The organism is Corynebacterium sp. LK2537 (assembly GCF_040946485.1).
Lineage (GTDB): Bacteria > Actinomycetota > Actinomycetes > Mycobacteriales > Mycobacteriaceae > Corynebacterium.
Genome location: NZ_JAYWLQ010000009.1, coordinates 1 through 23,382 on the forward strand (window position 1 = coordinate 1; position 23,382 = coordinate 23,382).

Here is a 23,382-nt window from a genome sequence, read left to right on the forward strand (position 1 = left end):
CTAGTGCTTCCAACGACGAGAAACACTAGGGAGCTTCCTTTATTTTGAGTCCCCCAACTGCTCTTTGAGACTGGTGGCCAGGCTAGAAATTCGTCTGGATTATCTGCGGGCACTGTTGAGGCGGATTCCGCTGTGTCGTGCGCACGAACACAGCGAGCCGTCCGAGTGGGTTTTGATGAACAACACACGCAGGTACGCGTCCTAGACTTCATGGACAATGTCCGTCACCCTTTCACCCCCTAACCTTCGATCAACAACAGAGCCAAACAGCTTTGTCCCCGTTAGGCTTTGACAGAAGGCGTAGCCACTAGGACACGCTAGAGCGCAAGTACATACATTGACCGGTACGGATATTTAACGAGGGGTTAAATCTCTCCGGGTTCATCAAAATCAAAACTAGGAACAGTGTTTTTCCGGTGCGGGTGATTTTGATCGGCCCAGCTGCTGAATTCAGAACCGTCATTGTCTCTAGACGTTCCTGAACAGCTGGAAGTGATTTTTGGGCAAAAGTCGGTTACGCGCGCGTGACTTCTAAAGACCAAAACTTAGAGCAGCAAACCGCAGCGTTGAAGAAAGAGAAATGCTTTCGCATCTTCCAAGATACTGTCAGCGGTTCCTCCACCAACCGTCCTGGGTTGGATGGGGCGTTGAATTATGTACGTCCTGGTGAACAACTTGTGGTTAGCAGTATGGGGCGCTTGGCTCGGTCGTTGATTGATTTACATCGTCTCGTCGACGAACCAACCAGGATATTTCGGTGAAGTTTCTGAAAGAAGGACAAACGTATTCGTTGAATTCCGCACCGATTACCAAGATCAGGTTCGGGCTCCTTGGAAGTGTGGCGGAGTTTAAGTGCTCAATTATTCGCGAGCACCAGGCAGAAGGTATTGCGCGGGCAAAGCCCGCGGGGTTTATAACGGTCGGCTAAAAGCACTCACTGATGAAAAGCTTGCCTAGGCACGCGAGTGGGTGACTGCTGGTATCCCGAAGGCTGAGGATGCGCGCAGGCTCAGCATTGGCAGGGCCGTATTATATCGCTACCTCTAATAGAAAGACTCAGGGACTTCCCTCTGCTTTTGGCTTGCAGAGGGGCGTCCCTGAGTCTAAATCCTACGGTTATTAGCACTGTGTTGAGAGGAATGTGCCTGCCCCCAAATGCCCTGCGGCAAGAGCAATACGGGTTGCTGGATGAAGCCTAGCTACATTTTTCGCGACCTTCAGAGCTTTTGCCCAAGTGGCTTCATGTCCACCTACAACAGCTGCAGTCGCAGCGTTGCACAGGTAGACTCTCCAGTCGGTAACGATTCCACGTGCTCGGGTTTCCGCAACCGGCCCATGTCCACCCTGTTCCTCAAACCCGAGCACCTCATTGCGATTCAAAACAGTCACTCCATTTGGGCTATTAATGGTGATCGTGTTCGCCGCAGCATCTTCCGTCAGGGTCGTGACACCATCAGGGCCACTGATCGTTGTCACATCTCCCTCTGTAGTGATAGTGGTTTCTTCGACATTCGCACCGATTTCTTTGGTAGCTTCCATCGTCGATTCGGCAGCCCCAGCCGTATGCGCCCCTCCGAGCGCAATGCTCAGAGCGAGCACAATTCCCGTTACCTTCTTTTTCACTTGATAGACCTCACTTTTCGAATAGAATTAAAGAGACGTTTCTTAGTAAACCATTTTTTGGAGTGTTTTTCTGATGAGTCGTTTGGTGGGCTTTGCTGGGATTGCCGTGCTTGTGGTTTCAGGAGCCTTTGCATTACTCGGTTACACAAAAATCTCTTATATTTTTCTAGCCGTTGCCGCCGTTGACCTCATGGTTGCCCGGATCTATCAGCCTGACGAATCCAATGACAGAAGAACGAAACAGCTAAAGGCAGTTAGCTGCTTCTTCATACTCCTCGGCACACTTTTCATCTATTTAACAGGGTCTTGGATAGGTATCATCGCAATATTCTCAGGAATAATAGACCTCATGTCTGGAGAATATTCAATTCTCAAAAAACAGCTGCAGAAACGATAGAGTTGTCGGCTCTAATGCAAAATGCTGTCGGCCAATGAATGATCTCAAACGGGTAGGTATTTTCGTTCCTTTTCGGTTCTTCTAGATTGTTCGTTCAAGAATTCTTCTACCGTTGTCTGATTCCTGGGTTAGACAACGTGTCATGGAGCGGATCGACGACAGTCAGCGCAACTATGAAATGTATATCCAAAACCGCGCGCGAGAACTTCTCGACCCAGTCGCTACTGGCCATTTAACTTACGGTGAGGCCCATGTTGCGGCGGTGGTTATTTCTACCCAGAATGCCCTTCGCGCAAAAGACGCCGAGCTGACATAGGCCGGTGCTAAAACAATCGGTGAAGTAGTCGCCGATGCCATTAAACGAGCTGAGGGGGAACGCGTCGAAAGTTGAGCGAATCCGCAACATCACAGGAGCCGTCGGAACAGACCACCTCTGATTAATTCACGACCCTCACGAGAAAGCTACGAAGATCTGGCCGCTTAAGGACATGGACGTTGATCACATCACGGCCTGGTCCAAGGGTGGCACGACAGACGAGTCGAACTGTGAGATGTTTTGTATTCCGCACAATCGCTCGAAGGGAAACCGTTAATCTCGAGTATTCGTCCGCGCAAGATTTGCGTGGCGGGGTGTCTGTACGTTGGCACTTCAGTGAAGCCTTCGGCATGAGTATCCGGGCTCCGGTTGTGGTCTCTATTGCAGACCTGAAGAATAAGTAGCAAAGACTTTAGACATGTTTGTGTGAGCCTTTGCCACCCATGACTCTGTTCTTCCAGGCTGCTAGATCGGAGTCCATTTAGCAGCCTTAGCTACCACATGAATATAATGGCACAACGATGGAAGACCGACCCAGAAGGCGAATACGCACAGGGGCGGCGTAAGGAACTTATCAAAGCTAACAGCGTCGTTCAGCAGGAGGACGCAGTCAGGTATACAGGATCGCCGCATACTTTGACGATACTGTCTTCTCAGACAGGGAAGTGCCCAACTGTGGTTGAGGCTGCGGCTGAGTTCGCAGTTTCAAACACGAAGGTGCAGCGTGCACTTTCCAAAGCTGGAATCACTCTCCCCGCGGGATGCAAAAGGTGACAAACCATAGGCAATAGACGGTTCTCCTGCCGTTAGACAGTTAGATAAAACTCTTTAAGCACCATCTTGAAGCTTAATGGAAACGGAAGCCCTCTATTTGACGTGTTAATCCTGATGAAATCCGGTTCGTCAACTTGGATGAGTGACGAACTGGAGCGAATGTAATATTCTATTTATTTGCAAATAAAACTCGGAGGCCTTTTCCTTGGAGCTTTGGATTATTTTCCATTCGCTTTTTTAGACCAAGAGCATAGCCAACGCTGCCTCCAGCAAAAAACTACAATTGCGATGATCCGCAGCGGCATGAGGTTCTCCTTTTAGCAGTGGGTAGATACCCATGTTCAGAATACGGTTTCACCTGCATGTGCTAGTCCAGCAATCACGGGGTTGACAGCTGCTAGAGCTAGTACTTTACCCCAAGCTGCAGCATGGCCTGCACCGACTAGGTCAACAACTACAAAAACACCAGCGGTCAGGGCGAGGGCTAGGCCCAGTAGGCCGGTATCGCGGCGAAGCGCGCGGAGCATCAGTTTATAGTTCACTGGCGCTACCTCACGCCGGCTGCTCGTGCGCGGTTAATTTGCCATCCCGGATGTTAAGAGTTCGGTCGCAGTAGTCATGGACGAGCTCGTCGTGGCTGGCAACCACCACCGTGTGGCCGCGGGAACTCAGATCGGCGAATACCCCGAAGACCGCCCGGGAGTTTTCGCTGTCCAAGGCGGCCGATGGCTCGTCCGCGAGGATAATGTGGCGGTTACCGCTAATGGCACGGGCGATGCCCACGCGTTGGCACTGCCCGCGGGACATTTCGTGGGGGGGCAGGCGGTCGGCCAGATCCGCGACGCCTACCTGTTCTAGGCAGCGCAGGGCTTCCGCGCGGGCGGTGGCTGCGTCGGAGCCGGCCGCGGTGAGCACCAGCAGGAGGTTTTCGGCGGCGGTGAGCTCGTCGAGCAAAAGGTCTTCTTGGTGCACGATGCCCACCGTTTCCCGGCGGAGTTTGAGGATCTCTTTTTCGCCGGCCACCTCGACCCGGACTCCTGCCACCTCGACCGTTCCGGCGTCCGGCCGCAGCAGCCCCGCGATGGTGCGCAGCAGGGTCGTTTTGCCGGAGCCGCTCTTGCCAGTCAACGCGACGAATTCGCCCGCGCCCGCTGTCAGGGAGCAGTCCCGCAGAGCCGTCGTTGCGCGGGGCCCAGAACCCAGGGTGGTGGTGACGTGTGAAAGTTCTATTGTTTTCATTCTTAAAAAGTAAAGCGGGGTAGCCAGCGGCTGAACGGGGTTTAGTATAGGTGAATAAAAATAGGTGGGAGAGGGGAAGCGGGTGCAGGTGGGCGGGGGTGCCTGCCCTGGGTGCTGCCCGGGGCCGCGCCAGGCGGCTTAGCTTTACGTCGGCGGGCTGCCGAGTTTTCCCTGAACTACCTGCTTTACAAGCTTTGCAGGAATCCCGTTGCAACTGTGTGAATCTTTGCACTGGAAATCGTCCCTAAAACGGTCGTGATGGAACTAGGATGTAAGGTGCATCACTCACTGAACTGAAAGGAAAACTCGTGGTTCAGACTGCCCCCGCCTCGTTCTCGAAGGTACTCGTCGCTAACCGCGGCGAGATTGCCGTGCGTGCCTTCCGTGCGGCCTTTGAGACCGGGGCCACCACCGTTGCTGTTTATCCCCGGGAGGACCGAAACTCCTTCCACCGGGCTTTCGCGGACGAGGCCGTGCGTATCGGCACCGAAGGCCAGCCGGTGAAGGCCTACCTGGATATTGAGGAGATCATCCGGGCGGCGAAGAAGTCCGGCGCGGACGCCGTCTACCCGGGCTACGGCTTCCTGTCCGAGCGCGCGGATCTGGCGCGGGCGTGCCAGGACGCCGGCATCAAATTCATCGGCCCGACCCCGGAGACGCTGGACCTGACCGGCGACAAGGCGGCCGCCGTGCACGCGGCCGAGGAGGCCGGGCTGCCGACCCTCAAGGACTCCGAGCCGTCCACCGACGTGGACCAGCTGGTTTCTTATGCCGAGGACTTCCAGTTCCCGGTCTTCGTCAAGGCCGTGGCCGGCGGCGGCGGGCGCGGCATGCGCTTCGTCGAGACGCCGGGGGAGCTCAAGGAAAAGGCGGCGGAGGCCTCCCGCGAGGCGGAGGCGGCCTTCGGCGACGGCAGCGTTTACCTGGAGACCGCCGTCATTAACCCGCAGCACATCGAGGTCCAGATCCTGGCCGATTCCCAGGGCAACGTCATCCACCTCTTCGAGCGCGACTGCTCCGTGCAGCGCCGCCACCAGAAGGTCGTGGAGATCGCCCCGGCGCCGTTCCTGGACGCCGAGCTGCGCGACCGCATCTGCCAGGACGCGGTGAAGTTCTGCCGCCACATCAACTACGAGGGCGCCGGCACGGTCGAGTTCCTCGTCGACGAGCGTGGCAACCACGTCTTCATTGAGATGAACCCGCGCGTGCAGGTCGAGCACACCGTGACCGAGGAGGTCACCGGCGTGGACATCGTGAAGTCCCAGATGCAGATCGCCGCCGGCGCCAGCCTGGAGGACCTGGGCCTTAACCAGGAGGCCATCCACCTGACCGGCTCGGCGCTGCAGTGCCGTATCACCACCGAGGACCCGAACAACGGCTTCCGCCCGGACACGGGCACGCTGACGGCGTACCGCTCGCCGGGCGGCGCCGGCGTGCGCCTGGACGGCGCGACCGCGGTCGGCGCGGAGATCTCCCCTAACTTCGACTCCCTGCTGGTGAAGATGACCTGCCGCGGCAAGGACTTCCAGCAGGCGGTGGCGCGTGCCATCCGCGCGCTCAACGAGTTCACGGTCTCCGGGGTCTCCACCAACATCGGATTCCTGCGCGCCCTGCTGCGGGAGCCGGACTTCACCGCACACCGCATTGACACCGGGTTCATCGCCAACCACCCGGACCTGCTCAAGGCCCCGCCGGCCAGCGACGAGCCGGGCCGCATCCTGGACTACCTGGCCGAGACCACCGTCAACCGCCCCAACGGCGAGCGCCCGACGCCACTGCGCCCCTTCGACAAGCTGCCGGAGCGCTCCCACCGCGACTCCGAGCTGCCGCGCGGCTCCCGCGACGAGCTGCGCGAGCTGGGCCCGAAGGGCTTTGCGGAGAAGCTGCGCGCCCAGGACGCCCTGGCGGTCACGGATACCACCTTCCGCGACGCGCACCAGTCGCTGCTGGCCACCCGCGTGCGCGGCACCACCCTGGTCTCCGCCGCCGAGCACGTCGCGCGCCTGACCCCGAACCTGTACTCCGTGGAGGCCTGGGGCGGGGCGACCTTCGACGTGGCCATGCGCTTCCTCCACGAGGACCCCTGGGTCCGCCTGGACATGCTGCGCGAGGCCATGCCGAACGTCAACATCCAGATGCTGCTGCGCGGCCGCAACACCGTCGGCTACACCCCGTACCCGGACAAGGTCTGCCACTCCTTCGTGGAGGAAGCCGCCCGCTCCGGCGTGGACGTATTCCGCATCTTCGACGCCCTGAACGACGTCAGCCAGATGCGCCCGGCTATCGATGCCGTCCTCGAGACCGGAACCACCGTCGCCGAGGTCGCCATGGCCTACTCCGGGGACATGACCTCGCCGAAGGAAGACATCTACACGCTGGACTACTACCTGCGCCTGGCCGAGCAGATCGTCGAATCCGGCGCCCACGTGCTGGCCATCAAGGACATGGCCGGCCTGCTGCGCCCGGAGGCGGCCAGCAAGCTGGTCATGGCCCTGCGCAAGAACTTCGACCTGCCGGTGCACGTGCACACCCACGACACCGCGGGCGGCCAGCTGGCCACCTACTACGCGGCGGCCCTGTCCGGCGCCGACGCCGTCGATGGCGCCTCGGCCCCGCTGGCGGGCACCACCTCGCAGCCGTCCCTGTCCGCCATCGTCGCGGCCCTGGCGAACACCAAGCGGGACACCGGCATCGACCTGCAGGCCGTCTCCGACCTGGAGCCCTACTGGGAGGCCGTGCGCCAGGTCTACGCCCCGTTTGAGAACGGCATCCCGGGCCCGACGGGCCGGGTCTACAAGCACGAGATCCCGGGCGGCCAGCTGTCCAACCTGCGCGCCCAGGCCTCCGCGCTGGGCCTGGCCGACCGCTTCGAGGTCATCGAGGACACCTACGCCGCCGTCAACGAGATGCTGGGCCGGCCGACCAAGGTCACCCCGTCCTCGAAGGTCGTGGGCGACCTGGCGCTGCACCTGGTGGGCGCCGGCGTGGACCCGGCGGACTTTGCCAAGGAGCCGACCAAGTACGACATCCCGGACTCCGTCATCGCCTTCCTGCGCGGCGAGCTGGGCACCCCGTCCAGCGGCTGGCCGCCGCTGCGCGACAAGATCCTCTCCGGCCGCGCGGGCGAGAAGGAGGGGCCGCAGATTTCTGAGGTCCCGGCCGATCAGGCCCGCCACCTGGACTCGGAGGATTCCACCGAGCGCCGCGAGGCCCTCAACCACCTGCTCTTCCCGAAGCAGTTCGAGGAGTTCAAGGAGTTCCGCCGCCAGTACGGCAACACCGAGGCGCTCAACGATGCCGAGTTCTTCTACGGCCTGACCGAGGGCGAGGAGAAGATCGTCCACTTCTTCCCGGAAAACAGCACGGAGCGCGAGTCGCTTAACGCCATGGTCGTGCGGCTGGACGCGGTCGGCGAGCCGGATGAGAAGGGCATGCGCTCGGTCATCCTCAACGTCAACGGCCAGATCCGCCCGATGAAGGTGCGCGACCACTCCGCCGAGTCCACCGTCGCGACGGTGGAGAAAGCCGACTCGGCCAACCCGGGCCACGTGGCCGCCCCGTTCGCGGGCGTGGTCAACCCGACCGTCAAGGTCGGCGACGAGGTCGAAGAGGGCGATCAGGTCGCCGTCATCGAGGCCATGAAGATGGAGGCGTCCATCTCCGCCACCCAGTCCGGCACGGTGGAGCGCCTGGCCATCGGCCAGGCCACCAAGGTCGAGGGCGGCGACCTCATCGTGGTGGTCAGCTAGCTTAAGAAGCTAGAAGTAGTAAATCATGGTCCCCGGTTCGCCGCCGGGGACCTCCAGCGGGGTGAAACCGGCGGCATCGTAGAGCCGGCGGGCCCGCTCGTTGCGAGGATCGACCCACAGGGAGACGGCCGGCGCGGTCTGCTCCCGGGCGAGATCCACGACGTTGCGCAGCAGGCGCTTGCCCAGGCCTAGGCCGGCGTAGCGCCGCTCGACGGCGATGCACAGTTCGGGGATGTCTTCCGGGTCGAATTCCGTGGTCCACTGGCTGTCATCGTGGGGATCGGCGTCCGGGCGGCCGGTGTAGGCCACGCCCTTGTGCTCGCCTGTGAAGTAGCGCAGCCAGGCCCCGCCGGCCGGGACCTCGTACTCGGAGATGGCGATGACCCCGCCGTCCACGCGCGGGGACCATTCGCCCACGTAGGGGCCGATGTCGCGCAGGTGTTCCTCGCCCAGCGCGGCCGTCTCGTCACCGAGCACGTCGGTCAGGTAGAACAGGCGCGACAGGTAGGTGCGGTCATCATCCTGGGCCAGCCGCAGCCTGATCCCCGTGTCGTTGACGTCGGGGTGCAGCGGGGTGCGGTGCTCAGAAGGGGAGTGGGCATTATCAGTCATGCCCACCAGCCTAGCTACTTGATCTCCAGCATGGGGTTGCCCTTGTTGATCTGGGCGCCGGTCTCCACGGCCAGGCCCGTGACCACGCCGGCCTTGTGGGCCTTGACCGGGTTTTCCATCTTCATGGCCTCCAGCACGATGAGGACGTCGCCCTCGGCGACCTCCTGGCCCTCCTCGACGGCGACCTTGATGACGGTGCCCTGCATGGGCGCGACCACGGCGTCGCCGGACACGGCCGCCTTGGAGCCGCCGCCGCGGCGCTTCTTGGACTTCTTCTTCGGCGCCCCCGCGCCGGCGCCCAGCACCAGATCGCCCGGCAGGGCCACCTCGACGCGGCGGCCGTTGACCTCCACGACGTACTTCTGGGCCGGCAGGGCCTCGACGTCCTCGGCCTCGGCGTCCGGATCCTGGTAGCCCGGCAGGTCACCGGACCACTCCTCCTCGATCCACTTGGTGTAGACGTCGAAGGACTCGCCGTCGCCGCGGAATGCAGGGTCGGCCACGATGGCCTGGTGGAAGGGGATGACCGTCGGCAGGCCGGTGACGGTGAATTCTCCCAGGGCGCGGGCGGAGCGCTGCAGGGCGGTCTCGCGGTCCGGGCCCCAGACGATGAGCTTACCCAGCATGGAGTCGAACTGGCCGCCGATGACGCTGCCGGCGCGCACGCCGGAGTCCACGCGCACGCCCGGGCCGGTCGGCTCGCGGTAATCCACCACGGTGCCCGGGGCCGGCATGAAGCCGGCGGCGGCGTCCTCGCCGTTGATGCGGAACTCGAAGGCGTGGCCGCGCGGGGTCGGGTCCTCGCTAAAGGGCAGCTTTTCGCCCTGGGCGATGCGGAACTGCTCGCGCACCAGGTCCAGGCCGGTGGTCTCCTCGGAGACCGGGTGCTCGACCTGCAGGCGGGTGTTGACCTCGAGGAAGGAGATGAGCCCGTCGGATCCGACCAGGTATTCCACGGTGCCGGCGCCGTAGTAGCCGGCCTCGCGGCAGATGCGCTTGGCCGAGTCGTGGATGGTGGCGCGCTGCTCGTCGGTCAGGAAGGGGGCCGGCGCCTCCTCGACCAGCTTCTGGAAGCGGCGCTGCAGGGAGCAGTCGCGGGTGCCGACCACCACGACGTTGCCGTGCATGTCGGCCAGGACCTGGGCCTCGACGTGGCGGGCCTTGTCCAGGTAGCGCTCCACGAAGCACTCGCCGCGGCCGAAGGCGGTCACGGCCTCGCGGGTGGCGGACTCGAAAAGCTCTGGGATCTCCTCGTGCGTGTAGGCGACCTTCATGCCGCGGCCGCCGCCGCCGAAGGCCGCCTTGATGGCCACCGGCAGGCCGTGCTCCTGGGCGAAGGCCTCGACCTCCGCGGACTCGGCCACCGGGTCCTTGGTGCCCGGAGCCATGGGGGCGTCGGCCCGCTCCGCGATGCGCCGGGCGGTGACCTTGTCGCCCAGGGCCGCGATGGCCTCCGGGGAGGGGCCGATCCAGATGAGGCCGGCGTCGAGGACGGCCTGGGCGAAGTCGGCGTTCTCGGACAGGAAGCCGTAGCCCGGGTGGATGGCGTCGGCGCCGGACTTGGCGGCGGCGTCGAGGATCTTGTCGAAGACCAAATAGGACTCGGCAGAGGTGGTCCCGCCCAGCGCGAAGGCCTCGTCGGCAAGCTCGACGAAGGGGGCGGTGGCATCGGGCTCGGCGTAGACCGCTACGGAGCTGATGCCGGCATCGCGCGCAGCGCGGATGACGCGAACTGCGATCTCACCACGGTTGGCGATGAGCACCTTGGTGATCTTCTTTTGTTCAACTGCCACAGCAGGAATCCTCCTGAAAAACTAGTATTGGATCGCTTACTATTCTTGCACATCAAAACATGAGAAAACCGTCAGGTTCTAAAAATTATGCAAAAAATAATCCCGTACCAGGTTAGATACGGGAATTTCTCCGGCGTGTTACACCCAGCTCGGCTTAGACACTAGGATTCTAGCGCTCGATGGGCATTCGAACCATATTGCCCCACTCGGCCCAGGAGCCGTCGTAGGTGCGGACGTTCTCGACTCCCAGCAGGAATTTGAGGACGAACCAGGTGTGCGCGGCCTGCGCGCCGACGTGCGAATAGAGGATGGTGGGATCCCCGGCATTCAGGTTGCCGTAGTTGACCCGCAGCTCCTCCAGGGAGCGGAAGGTGCCGTTCGGGTACATCGCGCGGTCCCACTCCAGGTTGGTCGCGCCCGGGATGTGGCCGTGGCGGATGGTGGTCCCGTAGGCGGAGTTGCCCTGCGGGGAGTCGCTGGTCGGCTGGCCGGCGAATTCCTCGGGGCTGCGGGTGTCCACAATGACGGCGTCGGTGGAGCGCAGCTCGTCGACGAAGACGCGATGCGGGGCGTCGTCGCGCTCGACGGCCGGGTAATCGGAGGCCGCGAATTCCGGCACGGCGAAGGAGGTGTCGCGCTCCTCGGCCATCCAGGCGTCGCGCCCGCCGTCGAGCAGCCGCGTGTCCGGGTGTCCGTAGAGCTCGAAGACCCACAGGGCGTAGGCGGCCCACCAGTTGGACTTGTCGCCGTAGAAGACCACGGTGTCCTCGCGGCTGATGCCCTTGTCCTGCATGAGCTGCTGGAAGGCCGCGCCGTCGATGATGTCGCGGGTGGTAGGGTCCATCAGTTCCTTCTGGAAGTTGATGCGGCTGGCGGTGGGGATGTGCCCGATGTCGTAGAGCAGGGAGTCTTCATCGACCTCGATGACGCGCAGGCCTTTGACCCCCAGCCGGGCGGACAGCCACGGCGCGGAGACCAAGCGGCCGGGGTGCGCGAAGTCCTGGAAGGGCGGGTGCGGGTCGAATTCGGTCATGCTCTTTGAAACCTTTCTTCGGGGGGTGCGGTGCGCGCCGTGCGCTGGGTAAGGGGGGCTTCACGGCGCGGTCCGAAAAGTGTTGACCCAGGCGCCGGGGCTGGGGCCGGCGGGGCTGAGTCACGGTTGAATCTGCGTATAACTTTTACTGCCACATACTTTACCGCGCGGAAAACGATTGGTCACTTCCCCGCGACGGGTGTGGTATTTAATACATTCCTGCGCCCGCCGTTGCCCCTTCCCCGGGCCCTGCGCCGCCCCGCCGGGGCGCTGGTTATAACAAGTGTGCTGGTAGGGTGCACGCGCGCTTTCCGCCCGGCCTGATCAACCCCCAAAAACCCCGCTTAAAGGTGGGATAGAGGGGGTAATTCCCGGCGCGCGCGGCGGCGGGAAGTCCGATAAATTAAAGGGTGTGGGAGCCGCTAGAAATCCGGTGCCCCAGACGTGACCGATGCCCCCTTTCCCGAAAGGTTTCACCCATGCACAAAGCCATCGTCGTCTTCGAAGTTGAAGGCGGATCCGACAAGCAGTTCAACGGCCACCGCAAGGACACCATGCCCATCGTCGAGTCTCTGCAGGAGGCCGGCTGGCACTCCGAGGTCGTCTACTTCCGCCCGGAGTGGTCCGAGGATCTCTTCGACTACGTCTCCAACAACTTCGACGCCTACATCTCCCGCGTGAACCCGGGCAACATCCCGGGCGGGGAGAAGGGCTACTTCGATCTCCTGACCAAGCTGTCCGAGGCCGGCCTGGTGGGCATGTCCACCCCGGAGGAGATGATGGCCTACGGCGCCAAGGACGCCCTGGTCAAGCTGAATCAGACCGACCTGGTCCCGGAGGACACCCAGGCCTACTACGACGTCGAGAGCTTCCACGAGACCTTCCCGCAGACCCTGTCCTACGGCGAGCGCGTCCTCAAGCAGAACCGCGGGTCCACCGGCTCCGGCATCTGGCGCGTGCAGCTCAAGGACAAGGAGCTGGCCGCCAGTGTTGAGCCGGGCACCACGCTGCCGCTGGATACCGAGCTCAAGTGCACCGAGGCCGTGGACAACCACACCGAGGAGCGCCAGCTGGGCGAGTTCATGGACTTCTGCGACCAGTACATCGAGGGCGATAACGGCATGCTGGTGGACATGCGCTTCATGCCGCGCATCGTCGAGGGCGAAATCCGCATCCTCCTGGTCGGCGTGGAGCCGGTCTTCGTGGTCCACAAGAAGCCGGCCGAGGGCGGCGACAACTTCTCCGCCACGCTGTTCTCCGGCGCGAAGTACACCTACGACTCCCCGGAGTCCTGGCAGGATCTGGTCGACATGTTCGCCGAGGTCCGCCCGGTCATCGCGGAGAAGCTCGGCGGCGACAACATCCCGCTGATCTGGACCGCCGACTTCATGCTCGCCGACGGCGAGAACGGCGAGGACACCTACGTCCTGGGCGAAATCAACTGCTCCTGCGTGGGCTTCACCTCCGAGCTGGACATGGGCATCCAGCAGAAGGTGGCCGCCGAGGCCATCTCCCGCGTCGAGGCCAAGCACGGCGCCGCCTAAGACCGGCCAACAACCACCGGCAACGATAAACCGCCCCGGGGCTAAATCAGCCTCCCGGGGCGGTTTTTAGTGTCTAAGCCAGCCTAGCTAGTCCAGCAGGGCAGCGACCGACTCCGGGTCGGCATCGCTAAGCATCTGGCGCAGGCGGTCGTACTCGTCCTGCTCGCCGATGGCCTGGGCCGCGTGCGCCAGGGCCGCGATGGCGCGCAGCACGCCCTGGTTCGGCTCGTGGGAATAGGGGACTGGGCCCCAGCCCTTCCAGCCGTTGCCGCGCAGGCGGTCCAGGCTGCGGTGGTAGCCGGTGCGCGCGTAGGCGTAGGCGGTGATATACGCGGTCGGCAGGGCCTCGTCGGAGCGCAGCCGGGCCAGCTCCTGCTCGGCCAGGGTGGCCCACAGCAGCGGCGAGTCGGGGTGCTCGACGATGCCGGCGGACAGGTCCTGCGTGGACTCCGCACCGGGATCCGCCGGCAGCTTGATCGGGTTAGGGGCAAGCATGTCTTTCATCTCCATGGCATGCCAGTATAGTCGCGCCCACCCGGTCCTGTCGGCGGCGTTTTAGGGGGCCCAACGCTAGTCCCAGAAAAGGCTAGTCCCAGAAATCCGCCACGCGCAGGCCGAAGGAGTACAGCGCCCGGCGCACCACCGGCAGGGACAGGCCGATAACGGAGGAGGAATCGCCCTCGATGCCGTCGATGAACCAGCCGCCCAGGGCCTCCAGGGTGAACGCGCCGGCGCATTCGAGCGGCTCGCCGGTTGCGGCGTAGGCGTCGATGTCGGCCTCCTCGGCCGCGGCGAAGTGGACCGCCGTGCTGGCGGTCTCCACGAATTCCTCCCCGCTGAAGATAACGCAGTGCCCGGTCAAAAGGTGTGCGGTGCGCCCGGCCTGGGCGCGCCAGCGCTCCACGGTGGCCGCGCGGGTGTGCGGCTTGCCCTGCAGCTGCCCGTCCAGCAGGAGCATGCTGTCGCCGCCGATGATGACGTCGCCGGCGTAGTCCGCGGCGTGTTCGGTGGCCACGGCCTGGGCCTTGGCGCGCGCCAGGGCGGCGACGACCTCGGCGGGGGAGGCGTCCGGCAGGCCTGCCCGGATGGCCTCCTCGTCCACCCCGGCGGGGGCCAGCACCGGGTCAATCCCGCCGGATCGCAGGATGCCGGCCCGTGACGGCGACTGGGAGGCCAGGACGATGCGCGGCCGGCGCGCCGCGGCGGCGTTGTTAGCAGCGGGCATCGTTAGTAGTAACGCACGTTGCGGAAGGCGTTCGGGTTGTATTCCACCCGGCCCGGCAGGCCGCGCCGGCCGTAGTCGCGTGCGCCCCACAGGTTGCGCTCGCCCGTGCCGGCGCCGGCGGCGGCCGCGCGGGCCTGGGCGGCGAGCTGGGTGAACACGGCGGTCAGGGCCGCGATCTCGGTGTCGCTGGGCTGGCCCTTGACTACTTGGAACAGGGGCTTGGATTCGGACACTGCTGCGGAGGCGGTATCGGTCACTGCGGGTGGCTCCTCACGGTGGGTGGTAACTGGCACGGGCGGGGCGGGCGTTAGAGCGTTATATTACCGTGCTTTTTCATGGAGGGTTGGGAAATCTTGCGCTCGAGCAGGCGCAGCCCCTCGACCAGGTGGCCGCGGGTGGTGGCCGGCTCGATAACGGCGTCGACCAGCCCGCGCTCGGCCGCGGCGTAGGGGTGCAAGAACTGCTCGGCCAGCTCCGCTTCCTGCTCGGGCGTGGCCGCGTCCCCGTAGATGGCGCGGGCGGCCTGGGAGGCCTGGGTGACCGCGATCTGGGCGGTGGGCCAGGCATAAGCCAGGTCGGCGCCCAGGTCCTTGGATCCCATGAAGACGTAGGCCGGGCCGATGGCCTTGCGGGTGATGATTGTCAGCTTGCCGACGCTGGCCTCGGCGAAGGCGAAGGCCAGCTTGTTGGCGCGGCGCAGTAGGCCGGCCTGCTCCTCGGCCGGCTGAGGCAGGAAGCCGGGCGAGTCGACGAACTCGATGATGGGGGTATTAAAGGCGTCGCAGGTGCGGATGAACCGGGCCGCCTTGTCGCAGGCCGCCCCGTCCAGGGTGCCGGCCAGGGCCAGCGGCTGGTTGGCCACTAACCCCACGGCGCGGCCCTCGATGCGCGCGAAGCCGGTCACGACGTTGCCGGCGAAGTCGGCCTGGATTTCGAAGAAGGAATCCGGATCCACCACGGCCGCGATGACCTCGGTGATGTCGAAGGCGCCGGTCTCCTCGTCGGGCACGATGGAATCCAGGGCGCGGGCGGTCTCGTCGACGTTGTCCGCGATGGATCCATGGGAGATCTCCGCGTCCGTGCGCGGGGCCTCGGCGCGGTTGTTGACCGGTAGGTAGGCCAGGGCGGTGCGCGCCAAGTCCAGGGCCTGGGCGTCGGTCTCCGCGATGAGGTGGGCGGTGCCGTTGGTGGCCAGGGCGTCCGCGCTACCGAGCTCCTCGGCGGTCGTCTCGGCGCCGGCGACCTCCTGGACCACGGCCGGGGCCGCCTGGTGCAGGGCGCCGCCGCGGGCCACGATGACCAGATCGGCCAGGGCCGGGGCGAAGGCGGCCATGCCCTCGTTGTCGCCGACCACGACGGCCACCTGCGGGATGAGGCCGGAGGCGCGCGTGACGGCGGCCATGATGCGCGCATGCATGCTCAGGCTGACGATGCCCTCCTGCACGCGCGGGCCCGCCGACTCGTGGATGCCCACCATGGGCACGCCGGTCTTCAGCGCCAGGTCGTAGAGCTTGCAGATCTTTTCCCCGGTGACCTCGCCCAGGGTGCCCTCGAAGACGGTGGCGTCCTGGCTGAAGACGCAGACGCGGCGGCCGTCGATGGTGCCGTAGCCGGTCACCACGCCGTCGGTGTAGGGGCGGTCGTGCTCGCGCCCGAAGTCGGTGGAGCGGTGGCGGGCCAGGGCGTCCGTCTCGACGAAAGATCCCTCGTCCAGCAGGTCGAGCACCCGCTGGCGGGCGTCGGTCGAGCCCTCAGCGCCGGTGGGCTGGCGGGACTCGCTCAGGCGGTTGTCCAGATCGGTGATCTTGCCGGCAGTCGTTTTCAGATCCGGTTTATCTGTCATAATCGCTTAGTCTACAACCTCTAAAAATAAAACAAACTCGCAGCCTGTGGTCTGCGGGCGGCGCCGAAGGTATCCTTGGCCCCTCCGGCTGCCTGGGTCCTCCCTTTTAGTCGGCGCCCGCCCCGTTTCTGTTAACACCTCGTGGCACCTCGACGACGTCCCTCCGGCACTGCGCCGGCATCCAACCAACATGGCGGCGACACCCAAGGGGCACCGCGCTGGCCTCCAAGCGGCACCGCTCCGACACATCTAAAAGACACCGTAGGGACAGCTTTCAGGCAGCTTTTTGTCATGGCATTGAAGCGGAAACGTTATTCGGGATCCATGGTGACCCATGTCATAATGGGGGCTATCCAGGAGTCTTGACGAGTCTAGGAGTGGCAATGTCCACCATGTGAGGAATACTAACCACCGGTATCGCCGGCGCCGTGTTTGCGCTGGCCGGATGCTCGGGCCTGAACGCAGACAAAGCCGATAATGAATCCGCCCCCGCCAGCGAGGCCCCCGTGGCTTCCGTCGCGGAGACCGACCCGGTCACTGCCAACGAACAGAAAGGCCAGGGACAGCAAGACCACGCCTCCCCGAGCGGCGAGGACGCCAACGGCGCCAACAACGCTGCGGGGGAGGCGGCCGTCACCGTCACCGGCGCGACGGCCTCGTCGCCGTACCACATCATGCTCTTCCACCAGGGCGAATACCTGGGCACCGCGACCGCGGAGCCCTACGGCTTCGCCCCGGAGATCACCCGGGCCTCGGACCGGCAGATGGATGTCACCTACCGCTGGCCGCAGGACGGCGACGCCAACGCCAACCCGACGGGCAGCTCGTTCGCGTCCTTTGCCTGGAACCCGGTAACGGAAGAAATTGAGATGGCCGGCAACGTGCCGCCGGCCTAAAAGCGGGAGCCCCGCAACCGCCGCAGCCCGTCCCAGCCAGGGGCGGGCTAGAGCGGCATGTTGCCGTGCTTGCGGCTGGGCCGCGGCACGGACTTGTCGGCGTAGAGCCGCAGGTTCTTGGCCACCATGGCGCGGGTCTCGGACGGCAGGATGACGGCATCGATAAGCCCGCGCTCGGCGGCCTTGTACGGGTTGAGCATGTGGTCTTCGTACTCGCGCTCGAAGGACTTGGCCAGGGCCTGCTCGTCGACGCCCTTCTCGCGGGCGGCCTTGAGCTCCTTGCGGTAGATGAAGCCCACGGCGCCGGCCGCGCCCATGACGGCGATCTGGGCCGTCGGCCACGCGAGGTTGACGTCGGCTCCCAAGCCCTTGGAGCCCATGACGCAGTAGGCGCCGCCGTAGGCCTTGCGCATGGTCACCGTGATCTTCGGGACGGTGGCCTCGCCGTAGGCGTAGAGCAGCTTGGCGCCGTGGCGCAGGATGCCGTCGTGCTCCTGGGACGCGCCGGGCAGGAAGCCGGGGACGTCGACGAGCATGACGATCGGGATGTTGTAGGCGTCGCAGGTGCGCACGAAGCGGGCGGCCTTCTCGGAGGAGTCGATGTCCAGGCAGCCGGCGAAGACCTGCGGCTGGTTGGCCACGAACCCGACGGTCTGGCCCTCGATGCGCCCGAAGGCGATGACGACGTTCTCGGCGCGCTCGGCCTGGATCTCCAGGTACTCGGCGTCGTCGGTCAGAGCGGCGATGACGTCCTTGACGTCGTAGGGCTGGGTGGGCGAGTCCGGGATGATTTCGTCCAGAGCCAGGTCGTCGACGCTGGTCTTGGTGACCGGCTCGAAGGGCTCGACGGGGCTGCGCTGCTGGTTGTTGGACGGCAGGTAGCCCAGCAGGTCGTGGACCCAGTCGAGGGCCTCCTCGTCGGTGGCGGCGGTGTAGTGGGAGTTGCCGGCAGAAACCATGTGTACGCCGGCGCCGCCGAGCTCCTCTTGCGTGATTTCCTCGCCCGTGACGGTCTTGATGACGTCGGGGCCGGTGACGAACATCTTGGACTTCTTGTCCACCATGACCACGAAGTCGGTCAGGGCGGGAGAGTAGGCGTTGCCGCCGGCGCAGGCGCCCATGATGACGGAAATCTGGGGCACGACGCCGGAGGCCTTGACGTTTTGGTAGAAGGTCTGCGCGATCCAGTCGAGGGAGACCGCCCCGTCCTGGATGCGCGCGCCCGCGCCCTCGTAGAGGCCGATGAGCGGTCGGCCGGTGGTCACGGCCAGCTCCATGATTTTGACCATCTTCTCGCCGTAGACCTCGCCCAGGGCGCCGCCGAAGACGGTGCCGTCCTGGCTGAAAATGCACACCTCGCGCCCGTCGATGGTGCCCCAGCCGGTAACGATGCCGTCCGTGGTCGGCCGCTTGGCATCCATCCCGAAGTCGGTGGTGCGGTGCTTGGCCAGCATGTCGGTCTCGACGAAGGATCCCTCGTCCAGCAGGTAGTTCAAGCGCTCGCGGGCGGTCAGGCGCTCCTGGGAGTGCACCTTCTCGAAGGCCTTCTGGCCCAGGGGTGCCTCGGCCTCGGCGCGGCGGCGTTTGAGCTCGGCGATCTTGCCGGCGGTGGTGTTGGCGTCGTTCAAGCTGTCTAGTTCCGTCAAATGTGAGGAAATGGTCATGTTCAGGGATGGTAGTGCGAAAAGTCCCCTCCATTCTAGACCCAACCGGCGGTAATTTTGCATGAGAAACCAAATCCGCAGCTCGCGCGTCAAATATGAGATTGTCCTCACGTTTCTTCCGGGTGCCCGGGCTGCCCCCATTAGGGGGAACTCGCCGCTGCCAATGTCGCTGCCGATGTCACCCCGCCGCTGGCCCAGCCCGCCGCCGGGGCGCTCCGGTTCAGCACGTGGTTTCCCTCCGGCCTTGCGCAGGAGCTTCCGGGAAGCTTAAAATCTCCGTATAGTTCAGTGAAGGGGTCTTGGGCCGCACTCTCAAGACAAGGAACCCTTATAGTGCACGCACCCAAGGCGTTAAACGTAGGGAAGAAGGGCTGGGCACGAGCAGCCGTCGCCATCGTCGCGGCGGCACTGGTCCCGCTGGTGGACAGCCCCGCAGTTCCGGCACGGGCCGTTCCGCCCATGCCGCAGGGCTACCCTATTGTCAACCTCTACAAGTCCTGCGATGCCGCCGGCAAGAACAACCCGGAGCCCGAGTGGCGCTTCGGGGAGACCGGGCGTCGCTACGTCAGCGACGGCACGCTCCAATTCACCAACACCACCGATCAGGAAGTTCCCTACACCGCCGAGGTGGAAACGGGCACCAACCACGAGATCGATGCCAACTCCAAGGCCAAGCTGCCCAACGGTTGGAACACGACCGCCAAGTCCGACATCGGCCTGAAGATGACCAACGGCTGGCGCGATACCGAAACCTTCGGCCCGGTCAAGCTGGCCCCGGGCGAGTCCCTCCGCGTCGAGTACGGCGTCATTGAAAAAGACTTCATCTCCATGTTCGTCAGCTGCAACGACGGCCGCCTGGAAAACACCCCGGGCGCAAACGTCGTGCGCGGCACCGGCCCGGCTGAGCGCTACGCGTTTGCCTACATCATCCGGGCGGACGGCACCGTCTCCGATCTGGCCATGGAGATCCCCTCGCGATCCCCGGGCGCGAACAGCAAGCCCACCGACGGCACCTATACCTCCGTGTCTGGGCCCAGCCTGGAAAAGATCGCCGATCCGGCCCGCGACGAGGTCGTCGAACCGACCACCGAGCCGCAGCGCGAGGACGACTGGCCCAATGAGGGCGACGCCTGCGAGGCCGGCACCCGCACCTGGTACCCGCTGGACATCACCGCCGTCCAGCCGACCTACCGGAAGCCCGGCTATTCCACCGACTTCCTCAACTGGTCGAAGAAGGATTACGAGTACGCCCCGGTCACCGACTTCGTCGTCGGCGCGGAGCACCACCCGTACACCAACTGGCAGGGCAACCGCGGCGACATCCCGCGCGGCTGGCTCGAGTCCGTCGGCGCCGTCAAGCGCGCCTACATGCCGGTCGGCACGGAGCTGGGCCACGTGGACCTGGCCGCCGGGGAGCGCGTGCGCGTCGAGTACGGCACGACGATGACCCGCATCAACTACCGCGAAATCACCTGCGGCAAGGACGGCAAGTACAGCCTGACCTCGAACTACAAGCAGACCTCGGCGCCCAGCGGCTTCTGGGCCGAGGCCACCATCACCAGCCCGGGCGGGGCCAAGCGCACCGTCGACGTCACCCCGGACGAGTACCGGTCGCTGCCGGTGCCCACCCAGTCCACCTACTAACCCCAGGCCACCCAAAACCACATACTTCAAGGAGTTTCCTCATGCACGCATTCAACGCAATCTCTTCCCGCGCCCTCGCCGGCCTGACCGGCCTGGCCCTGGCCGGCGGCATCGTCGCCGCCGCGTCCGGCGCCCCGGCCGCCCAGGCCCTGCCGGCCCGCGACCTGGGCCCGGCCAACCCGACCGTCATCGGCGAGCAGTGCGCCAACCCGGGCGATACCGGCCAGACCGTCGACATCAAGCGCACCTACTTCGACGGCTCCGCCGGCACCTGGACCGTGTCCAACTACAACGATGAGCCGCTGCCAGTGACCCGCTCCATCAAGGAGACCAAGACCAAGACCTGGAACGTCTCTGCCGGCATCGACTTCAAGCTGCTGGATCTCATCAACATCAGCTTCTCCTCCAGCTACACCGACAGCCAGTCCTACGAGGTCGGTGAGCAGGTCGGCCCGTACGACATCGCCCCGGGCAAGACCGCGGTGCTCAAGGCCGGCTGGGTCGTCTCCGACTTCGAGGGCCAGAAGACCGTCTGCGGCTCCGACCACACCTGGCAGCCCAACGGCGGCAAGTTCACCGCCACCCTACCGAAGGAGCGCCACGTCCAGGTCTCCACCCGCGACAACACTGATTGGGGCGAGTAAGCATGGCGGGAAAGCGGCGCGCCGGACTCGCGGCGCTGTGCCTGCCGGTGGTGGTGGCGCTGGGCTACCCGGCATCGGCAGGTGCGGTCTCCCCGGCGGCGGATTTCGAGCTGCCGCAGCGCTGGAACGATGACTACGCCCCGGGATCGCACTGCGCGACGCCCGGTTTTATGGGCACCTACGTCTCCGCGCAGCGGCGTTGGTTCAAGCAGACCGATGCCACCAGCGTGGCCAACAACACCGACGGCCCGGTGCCGGTCAGCCACACCGTGACCCAGGCCCGCACCCAGACCATCGAGGTCGGCGCCGGGATCACCGGCGAGGGCGAGCTGGCCAAGGTGCTGACCCAGACCTACGGCTTCAACTACGTCTCCGAGCAGCACTGGAAGCTCAAGCAGAAGGTCGGCCCCTACACCCTGCCGCCGCAGTCGCAGGGCCAGCTGGTCTGGGGCTTTACGATGCTCGACGTCGACGCCCAGGACGTGCGCTGCAGCACCGACCAGGTCTGGGAGCCGACGGGCAAGCCCTACCAGGCCAGCGCCCCGGAGGCGAAGTACTCCGAGCTGCGGCTGGGCGATGCCCCAGACTGGGCCTAGCGCTAGCTCAGGTATTCGGCCGGCAGCCAGCTGTAGCCGTACGGCCCCAGGTCGACCGGTCCCAGATCCACCGGTTCGGCGGAGAAGTTGTGCAGGCACAGCAGGCCGCCGCGCTGGAAGCCCAGGACCACCTCGTGGCCCGTCTCGACGGGCTCAAACTCGGCCGTGCCCAGCTCGGGGTGGGCGTGCCGGGCGGCGATCATGCGGCGCACCGTGTGCAGCAGCGAGTCCTCGTTGTTGGCCTGCGCGGCCACGGAGGCCCCGCCGACCACGGCCCAGCGCTGCGGGGCGCGGGTGCTAAAGCCGGCGTGCTCGGTCTCGTCCCACTGCATCGGGGTGCGCACGGCGTGCCGGTCGGGCAGGGCCGGGTTGTCCAGCATTCCGATCTCGTCGCCGTAGTAAATAAACGGGGCGCCGGGCAGGGTGAACAGGAGCGAAAACATCAGCTCCACCTTGCGGCGGTCTCCGCCCATCAGCGGCATCAGCCGGCGGGCGATGCCTAGGTGGGCCCGCATGGCATCGTCCGGCAGGTAGGCCGCGTACATCTGATCGCGCACGGACTCGTCGACCATCTCCAGGGTCAGCTCGTCGTGGTTGCGCAGGAAGGTGCCCCACTGGCAGCTGGCGGGCAGGGATCCGAGATAGTCCATGATCTCATAGATCGGGGTGGCCGAGTTCAGTGCCAGCGCCTGGTAGAGGCGCGGCATGACGGGGAAGTTGAAGACCATGTGGAAGCGGTTGCCGTCACCGAAGAACTCGCGCGTTTCGGCCGGCGGCTGGTTGGCCTCGGCGATCATGACGGTGCCGGGGAATTCGGCATCGATAAGCGCGCGGATCTCCTCGATGAAGGCGATGGTCTCCGGCAGGGACTCGCCGCCCAGCCCGTCGCGCTCGTAGAGGTAGGGGATGGCGTCCAGGCGGAAGCCGTCGATGCCCTTGTCCAGCCAGAAGCGGATGACGTTTTTGACCTCTTCGCGCACGGCCGGGTTGTCGTAGTTGAGATCCGGCTGGTGGGAGTAGAAGCGGTGGAAGTAGTACTGCTCGCGCACCGGGTCCCAGGCCCAGTTGGACTCCTCGACGTCGGTGAAGATGATGCGGATTTCCGAGTAGCGGTTCGGATCGTCGCCCCAGACGTAGTAGTCGCCGTAGGGGCCTTCCGGGTCCTGCCGGGAGGCCTGGAACCAGCGGTGATCGGAGGAGGTGTGGTTCAGCGCCAGGTCGGTGATGATGCGCATGCCGCGGGCGTGGATGGCGGCGATGAGCTCCTCGACGTCTTCCATGCTGCCGTAGACCGGGTTGACCTCGCAATAGTCGGCGATGTCGTAGCCGTCGTCGCGCAGCGGGGAGGCGTAAAACGGCGGCAGCCACAGGCAATCGATGCCCAGCCACTGCAGGTAGTCCAGCTTCTCCGTCACGCCGCTGAGCGTGCCGATGCCCTCGCCCTTGCCGTCCTTAAAGGCGTGCACCAGGGCTTGATAGAAAACGGCGTTGTGGTACCAGCTCATGCTCGGTCTTTCTGTTGGGGAAGGGTGTTTCGGGGCGCGGTGTTGTGGGGCGCCGTGTTTTGGGCCGCGGTGTGCGGCTGGGTGCTCGGTCCGGTCCGGGCTAGGTGCGCGCGCTTGGCACGGTAGATCCCGTACAGCGCCAGGCACAAGACTCCGGCCAGGAGGCCGGGCCAGAGGGCCGGTTCGGGGCGGAAGAGGTTGACCACGGCCTGGAGGATAGCCAAGGCGGCGAAGAAGCCGCAAAACCCTAAGGCCGTGTCCCAGAGGAGGGAGTGGCGCATGCGG

Annotated in this window: 21 protein-coding genes and 1 pseudogene; 10 read left to right on the plus strand and 12 right to left on the minus strand. The window is 64.8% G+C overall.

What is annotated here, in order from left to right:
• Positions 1-524: 524 nt before the first annotated feature.
• A pseudogene (locus VVS03_RS10345) lies at positions 525-928 on the plus strand (recombinase family protein).
• A 191-nt stretch (positions 929-1,119) separates the two neighbouring features.
• On the opposite strand, the gene VVS03_RS10350 reads toward VVS03_RS10345, so the two are convergent.
• Positions 1,120-1,623, minus strand: a complete 504-nt coding sequence (locus tag VVS03_RS10350; RefSeq protein ID WP_368534489.1) for a hypothetical protein — start codon at positions 1,621-1,623, stop codon at positions 1,120-1,122.
• 73 nt (positions 1,624-1,696) lie between these two features.
• On the opposite strand from VVS03_RS10350, the gene VVS03_RS10355 reads away from it, so the two are divergent.
• The 3 genes from VVS03_RS10355 (at position 1,697) to VVS03_RS10365 (ending at position 2,613) form a co-directional block, all read left to right on the plus strand.
• A complete protein-coding gene (locus tag VVS03_RS10355) occupies positions 1,697-2,020 on the plus strand; it encodes a hypothetical protein (protein ID WP_368534490.1) in 324 nt (107 codons plus the stop codon).
• A 142-nt stretch (positions 2,021-2,162) separates the two neighbouring features.
• Positions 2,163-2,336 carry a hypothetical protein gene (locus VVS03_RS10360; RefSeq protein WP_368534491.1) on the plus strand — a complete coding sequence of 58 codons (174 nt, stop codon included), beginning with the start codon at positions 2,163-2,165 and terminating at the stop codon, positions 2,334-2,336.
• A gap of 172 nt (positions 2,337-2,508) precedes the next feature.
• Complete coding sequence (locus tag VVS03_RS10365; protein WP_368534492.1) at positions 2,509-2,613, plus strand: HNH endonuclease; 105 nt, start codon at positions 2,509-2,511, stop codon at positions 2,611-2,613.
• Positions 2,614-3,662: 1,049 nt separating this feature from the next.
• Here VVS03_RS10365 and VVS03_RS10370 read toward each other — a convergent pair.
• Positions 3,663-4,349: an ABC transporter ATP-binding protein gene (locus VVS03_RS10370; protein ID WP_368534677.1), complete on the minus strand. Its 687-nt coding sequence runs from the start codon at positions 4,347-4,349 to the stop codon at positions 3,663-3,665.
• A 308-nt stretch (positions 4,350-4,657) separates the two neighbouring features.
• On the opposite strand from VVS03_RS10370, the gene VVS03_RS10375 reads away from it, so the two are divergent.
• Positions 4,658-8,098, plus strand: coding sequence for a pyruvate carboxylase (locus VVS03_RS10375; RefSeq protein WP_368534493.1), 3,441 nt, complete (start codon positions 4,658-4,660; stop codon positions 8,096-8,098).
• A 9-nt stretch (positions 8,099-8,107) separates the two neighbouring features.
• Here the strand turns inward: VVS03_RS10375 and VVS03_RS10380 are convergent, their stop codons facing one another.
• The 3 genes from VVS03_RS10380 to VVS03_RS10390 all read right to left on the minus strand — a co-directional run bounded on the left by VVS03_RS10380 (position 8,108) and on the right by VVS03_RS10390 (position 11,536).
• Complete coding sequence (locus tag VVS03_RS10380) at positions 8,108-8,710, minus strand: GNAT family N-acetyltransferase (protein WP_368534494.1); 603 nt, start codon at positions 8,708-8,710, stop codon at positions 8,108-8,110.
• Positions 8,711-8,724: 14 nt separating this feature from the next.
• Positions 8,725-10,503, minus strand: coding sequence for a biotin carboxylase N-terminal domain-containing protein (locus tag VVS03_RS10385; RefSeq protein ID WP_368534495.1), 1,779 nt, complete (start codon positions 10,501-10,503; stop codon positions 8,725-8,727).
• A 169-nt stretch (positions 10,504-10,672) separates the two neighbouring features.
• Positions 10,673-11,536 carry a sulfurtransferase gene (locus VVS03_RS10390; protein ID WP_368534496.1) on the minus strand — a complete coding sequence of 288 codons (864 nt, stop codon included), beginning with the start codon at positions 11,534-11,536 and terminating at the stop codon, positions 10,673-10,675.
• Positions 11,537-12,015: 479 nt separating this feature from the next.
• On the opposite strand from VVS03_RS10390, the gene VVS03_RS10395 reads away from it, so the two are divergent.
• Positions 12,016-13,080 (plus strand): Cj0069 family protein, encoded by a 1,065-nt coding sequence (locus tag VVS03_RS10395; protein ID WP_368520097.1) that lies wholly within the window; start codon positions 12,016-12,018, stop codon positions 13,078-13,080.
• 87 nt (positions 13,081-13,167) lie between these two features.
• Here the strand turns inward: VVS03_RS10395 and VVS03_RS10400 are convergent, their stop codons facing one another.
• The 4 genes from VVS03_RS10400 to VVS03_RS10415 all read right to left on the minus strand — a co-directional run bounded on the left by VVS03_RS10400 (position 13,168) and on the right by VVS03_RS10415 (position 16,148).
• A complete protein-coding gene (locus VVS03_RS10400) occupies positions 13,168-13,590 on the minus strand; it encodes a DUF3151 domain-containing protein (protein ID WP_368520098.1) in 423 nt (140 codons plus the stop codon).
• A 76-nt stretch (positions 13,591-13,666) separates the two neighbouring features.
• Positions 13,667-14,305: a nucleoside triphosphate pyrophosphatase gene (locus tag VVS03_RS10405; RefSeq protein ID WP_368534497.1), complete on the minus strand. Its 639-nt coding sequence runs from the start codon at positions 14,303-14,305 to the stop codon at positions 13,667-13,669.
• A 2-nt stretch (positions 14,306-14,307) separates the two neighbouring features.
• Entirely contained in the window at positions 14,308-14,562 is a 255-nt protein-coding gene (locus tag VVS03_RS10410; protein ID WP_368520100.1) for an acyl-CoA carboxylase subunit epsilon, read from the minus strand.
• 50 nt (positions 14,563-14,612) lie between these two features.
• The gene (locus VVS03_RS10415) at positions 14,613-16,148 is read right to left on the minus strand and encodes an acyl-CoA carboxylase subunit beta (RefSeq protein ID WP_368520101.1); all 1,536 of its coding nucleotides are present in this window, start codon (positions 16,146-16,148) and stop codon (positions 14,613-14,615) included.
• Between the two features lie 506 nt (positions 16,149-16,654).
• Between VVS03_RS10415 and VVS03_RS10420 the strand changes: the two genes are divergently transcribed.
• The gene (locus VVS03_RS10420) at positions 16,655-17,044 is read left to right on the plus strand and encodes an LppP/LprE family lipoprotein (RefSeq protein WP_368534498.1); all 390 of its coding nucleotides are present in this window, start codon (positions 16,655-16,657) and stop codon (positions 17,042-17,044) included.
• A gap of 47 nt (positions 17,045-17,091) precedes the next feature.
• Here VVS03_RS10420 and VVS03_RS10425 read toward each other — a convergent pair whose 3' ends face one another.
• Entirely contained in the window at positions 17,092-18,708 is a 1,617-nt protein-coding gene (locus VVS03_RS10425; protein WP_368534678.1) for an acyl-CoA carboxylase subunit beta, read from the minus strand.
• Positions 18,709-19,167: 459 nt separating this feature from the next.
• On the opposite strand from VVS03_RS10425, the gene VVS03_RS10430 reads away from it, so the two are divergent.
• From VVS03_RS10430 to VVS03_RS10440, 3 genes are read left to right on the plus strand one after another with little or no spacing between them, the layout of a single operon-like run.
• Positions 19,168-20,352, plus strand: coding sequence for a hypothetical protein (locus VVS03_RS10430; RefSeq protein WP_409338401.1), 1,185 nt, complete (start codon positions 19,168-19,170; stop codon positions 20,350-20,352).
• A gap of 41 nt (positions 20,353-20,393) precedes the next feature.
• Positions 20,394-20,996 (plus strand): hypothetical protein, encoded by a 603-nt coding sequence (locus tag VVS03_RS10435; RefSeq protein WP_368520104.1) that lies wholly within the window; start codon positions 20,394-20,396, stop codon positions 20,994-20,996.
• Positions 20,997-20,998: 2 nt separating this feature from the next.
• A complete protein-coding gene (locus tag VVS03_RS10440; RefSeq protein ID WP_368534499.1) occupies positions 20,999-21,592 on the plus strand; it encodes a hypothetical protein in 594 nt (197 codons plus the stop codon).
• Positions 21,593-21,594: 2 nt separating this feature from the next.
• Here VVS03_RS10440 and treS read toward each other — a convergent pair whose 3' ends face one another.
• Positions 21,595-23,097 (minus strand): maltose alpha-D-glucosyltransferase, encoded by a 1,503-nt coding sequence (treS, locus tag VVS03_RS10445; protein ID WP_368534500.1) that lies wholly within the window; start codon positions 23,095-23,097, stop codon positions 21,595-21,597.
• Positions 23,094-23,378 (minus strand): hypothetical protein, encoded by a 285-nt coding sequence (locus VVS03_RS10450; protein ID WP_368534501.1) that lies wholly within the window; start codon positions 23,376-23,378, stop codon positions 23,094-23,096. The genes treS and VVS03_RS10450 overlap by 4 nt, the downstream gene beginning before the upstream one ends.
• Positions 23,379-23,382: the final 4 nt, after the last annotated feature.

Excerpts from the sequence above, each read along its gene's own strand:
- VVS03_RS10450 (WP_368534501.1), bottom strand. The coding sequence starts at position 23,378 with ATGCGCCACTCCCTCCTCTGGGACACGGCCTTAGGGTTTTGCGGCTTC.
- VVS03_RS10425 (WP_368534678.1), bottom strand. The coding sequence starts at position 18,708 with ATGACCATTTCCTCACATTTGACGGAACTAGACAGCTTGAACGACGCC.
- VVS03_RS10380 (WP_368534494.1), bottom strand. The coding sequence starts at position 8,710 with ATGACTGATAATGCCCACTCCCCTTCTGAGCACCGCACCCCGCTGCAC.
- VVS03_RS10435 (WP_368520104.1), top strand. The coding sequence starts at position 20,394 with ATGCACGCATTCAACGCAATCTCTTCCCGCGCCCTCGCCGGCCTGACC.
- VVS03_RS10390 (WP_368534496.1), bottom strand. The coding sequence starts at position 11,536 with ATGACCGAATTCGACCCGCACCCGCCCTTCCAGGACTTCGCGCACCCC.
- VVS03_RS10355 (WP_368534490.1), top strand. The coding sequence starts at position 1,697 with ATGAGTCGTTTGGTGGGCTTTGCTGGGATTGCCGTGCTTGTGGTTTCA.
- VVS03_RS10360 (WP_368534491.1), top strand. The coding sequence starts at position 2,163 with ATGGAGCGGATCGACGACAGTCAGCGCAACTATGAAATGTATATCCAA.
- treS (WP_368534500.1), bottom strand. The coding sequence starts at position 23,097 with ATGAGCTGGTACCACAACGCCGTTTTCTATCAAGCCCTGGTGCACGCC.
- VVS03_RS10395 (WP_368520097.1), top strand. The coding sequence starts at position 12,016 with ATGCACAAAGCCATCGTCGTCTTCGAAGTTGAAGGCGGATCCGACAAG.
- VVS03_RS10415 (WP_368520101.1), bottom strand. The coding sequence starts at position 16,148 with ATGACAGATAAACCGGATCTGAAAACGACTGCCGGCAAGATCACCGAT.
- VVS03_RS10430 (WP_409338401.1), top strand. The coding sequence starts at position 19,168 with ATGCCGCAGGGCTACCCTATTGTCAACCTCTACAAGTCCTGCGATGCC.
- VVS03_RS10370 (WP_368534677.1), bottom strand. The coding sequence starts at position 4,349 with ATGAAAACAATAGAACTTTCACACGTCACCACCACCCTGGGTTCTGGG.
- VVS03_RS10405 (WP_368534497.1), bottom strand. The coding sequence starts at position 14,305 with ATGCCCGCTGCTAACAACGCCGCCGCGGCGCGCCGGCCGCGCATCGTC.
- VVS03_RS10440 (WP_368534499.1), top strand. The coding sequence starts at position 20,999 with ATGGCGGGAAAGCGGCGCGCCGGACTCGCGGCGCTGTGCCTGCCGGTG.
- VVS03_RS10400 (WP_368520098.1), bottom strand. The coding sequence starts at position 13,590 with ATGGAGATGAAAGACATGCTTGCCCCTAACCCGATCAAGCTGCCGGCG.
- VVS03_RS10365 (WP_368534492.1), top strand. The coding sequence starts at position 2,509 with ATGGACGTTGATCACATCACGGCCTGGTCCAAGGGTGGCACGACAGAC.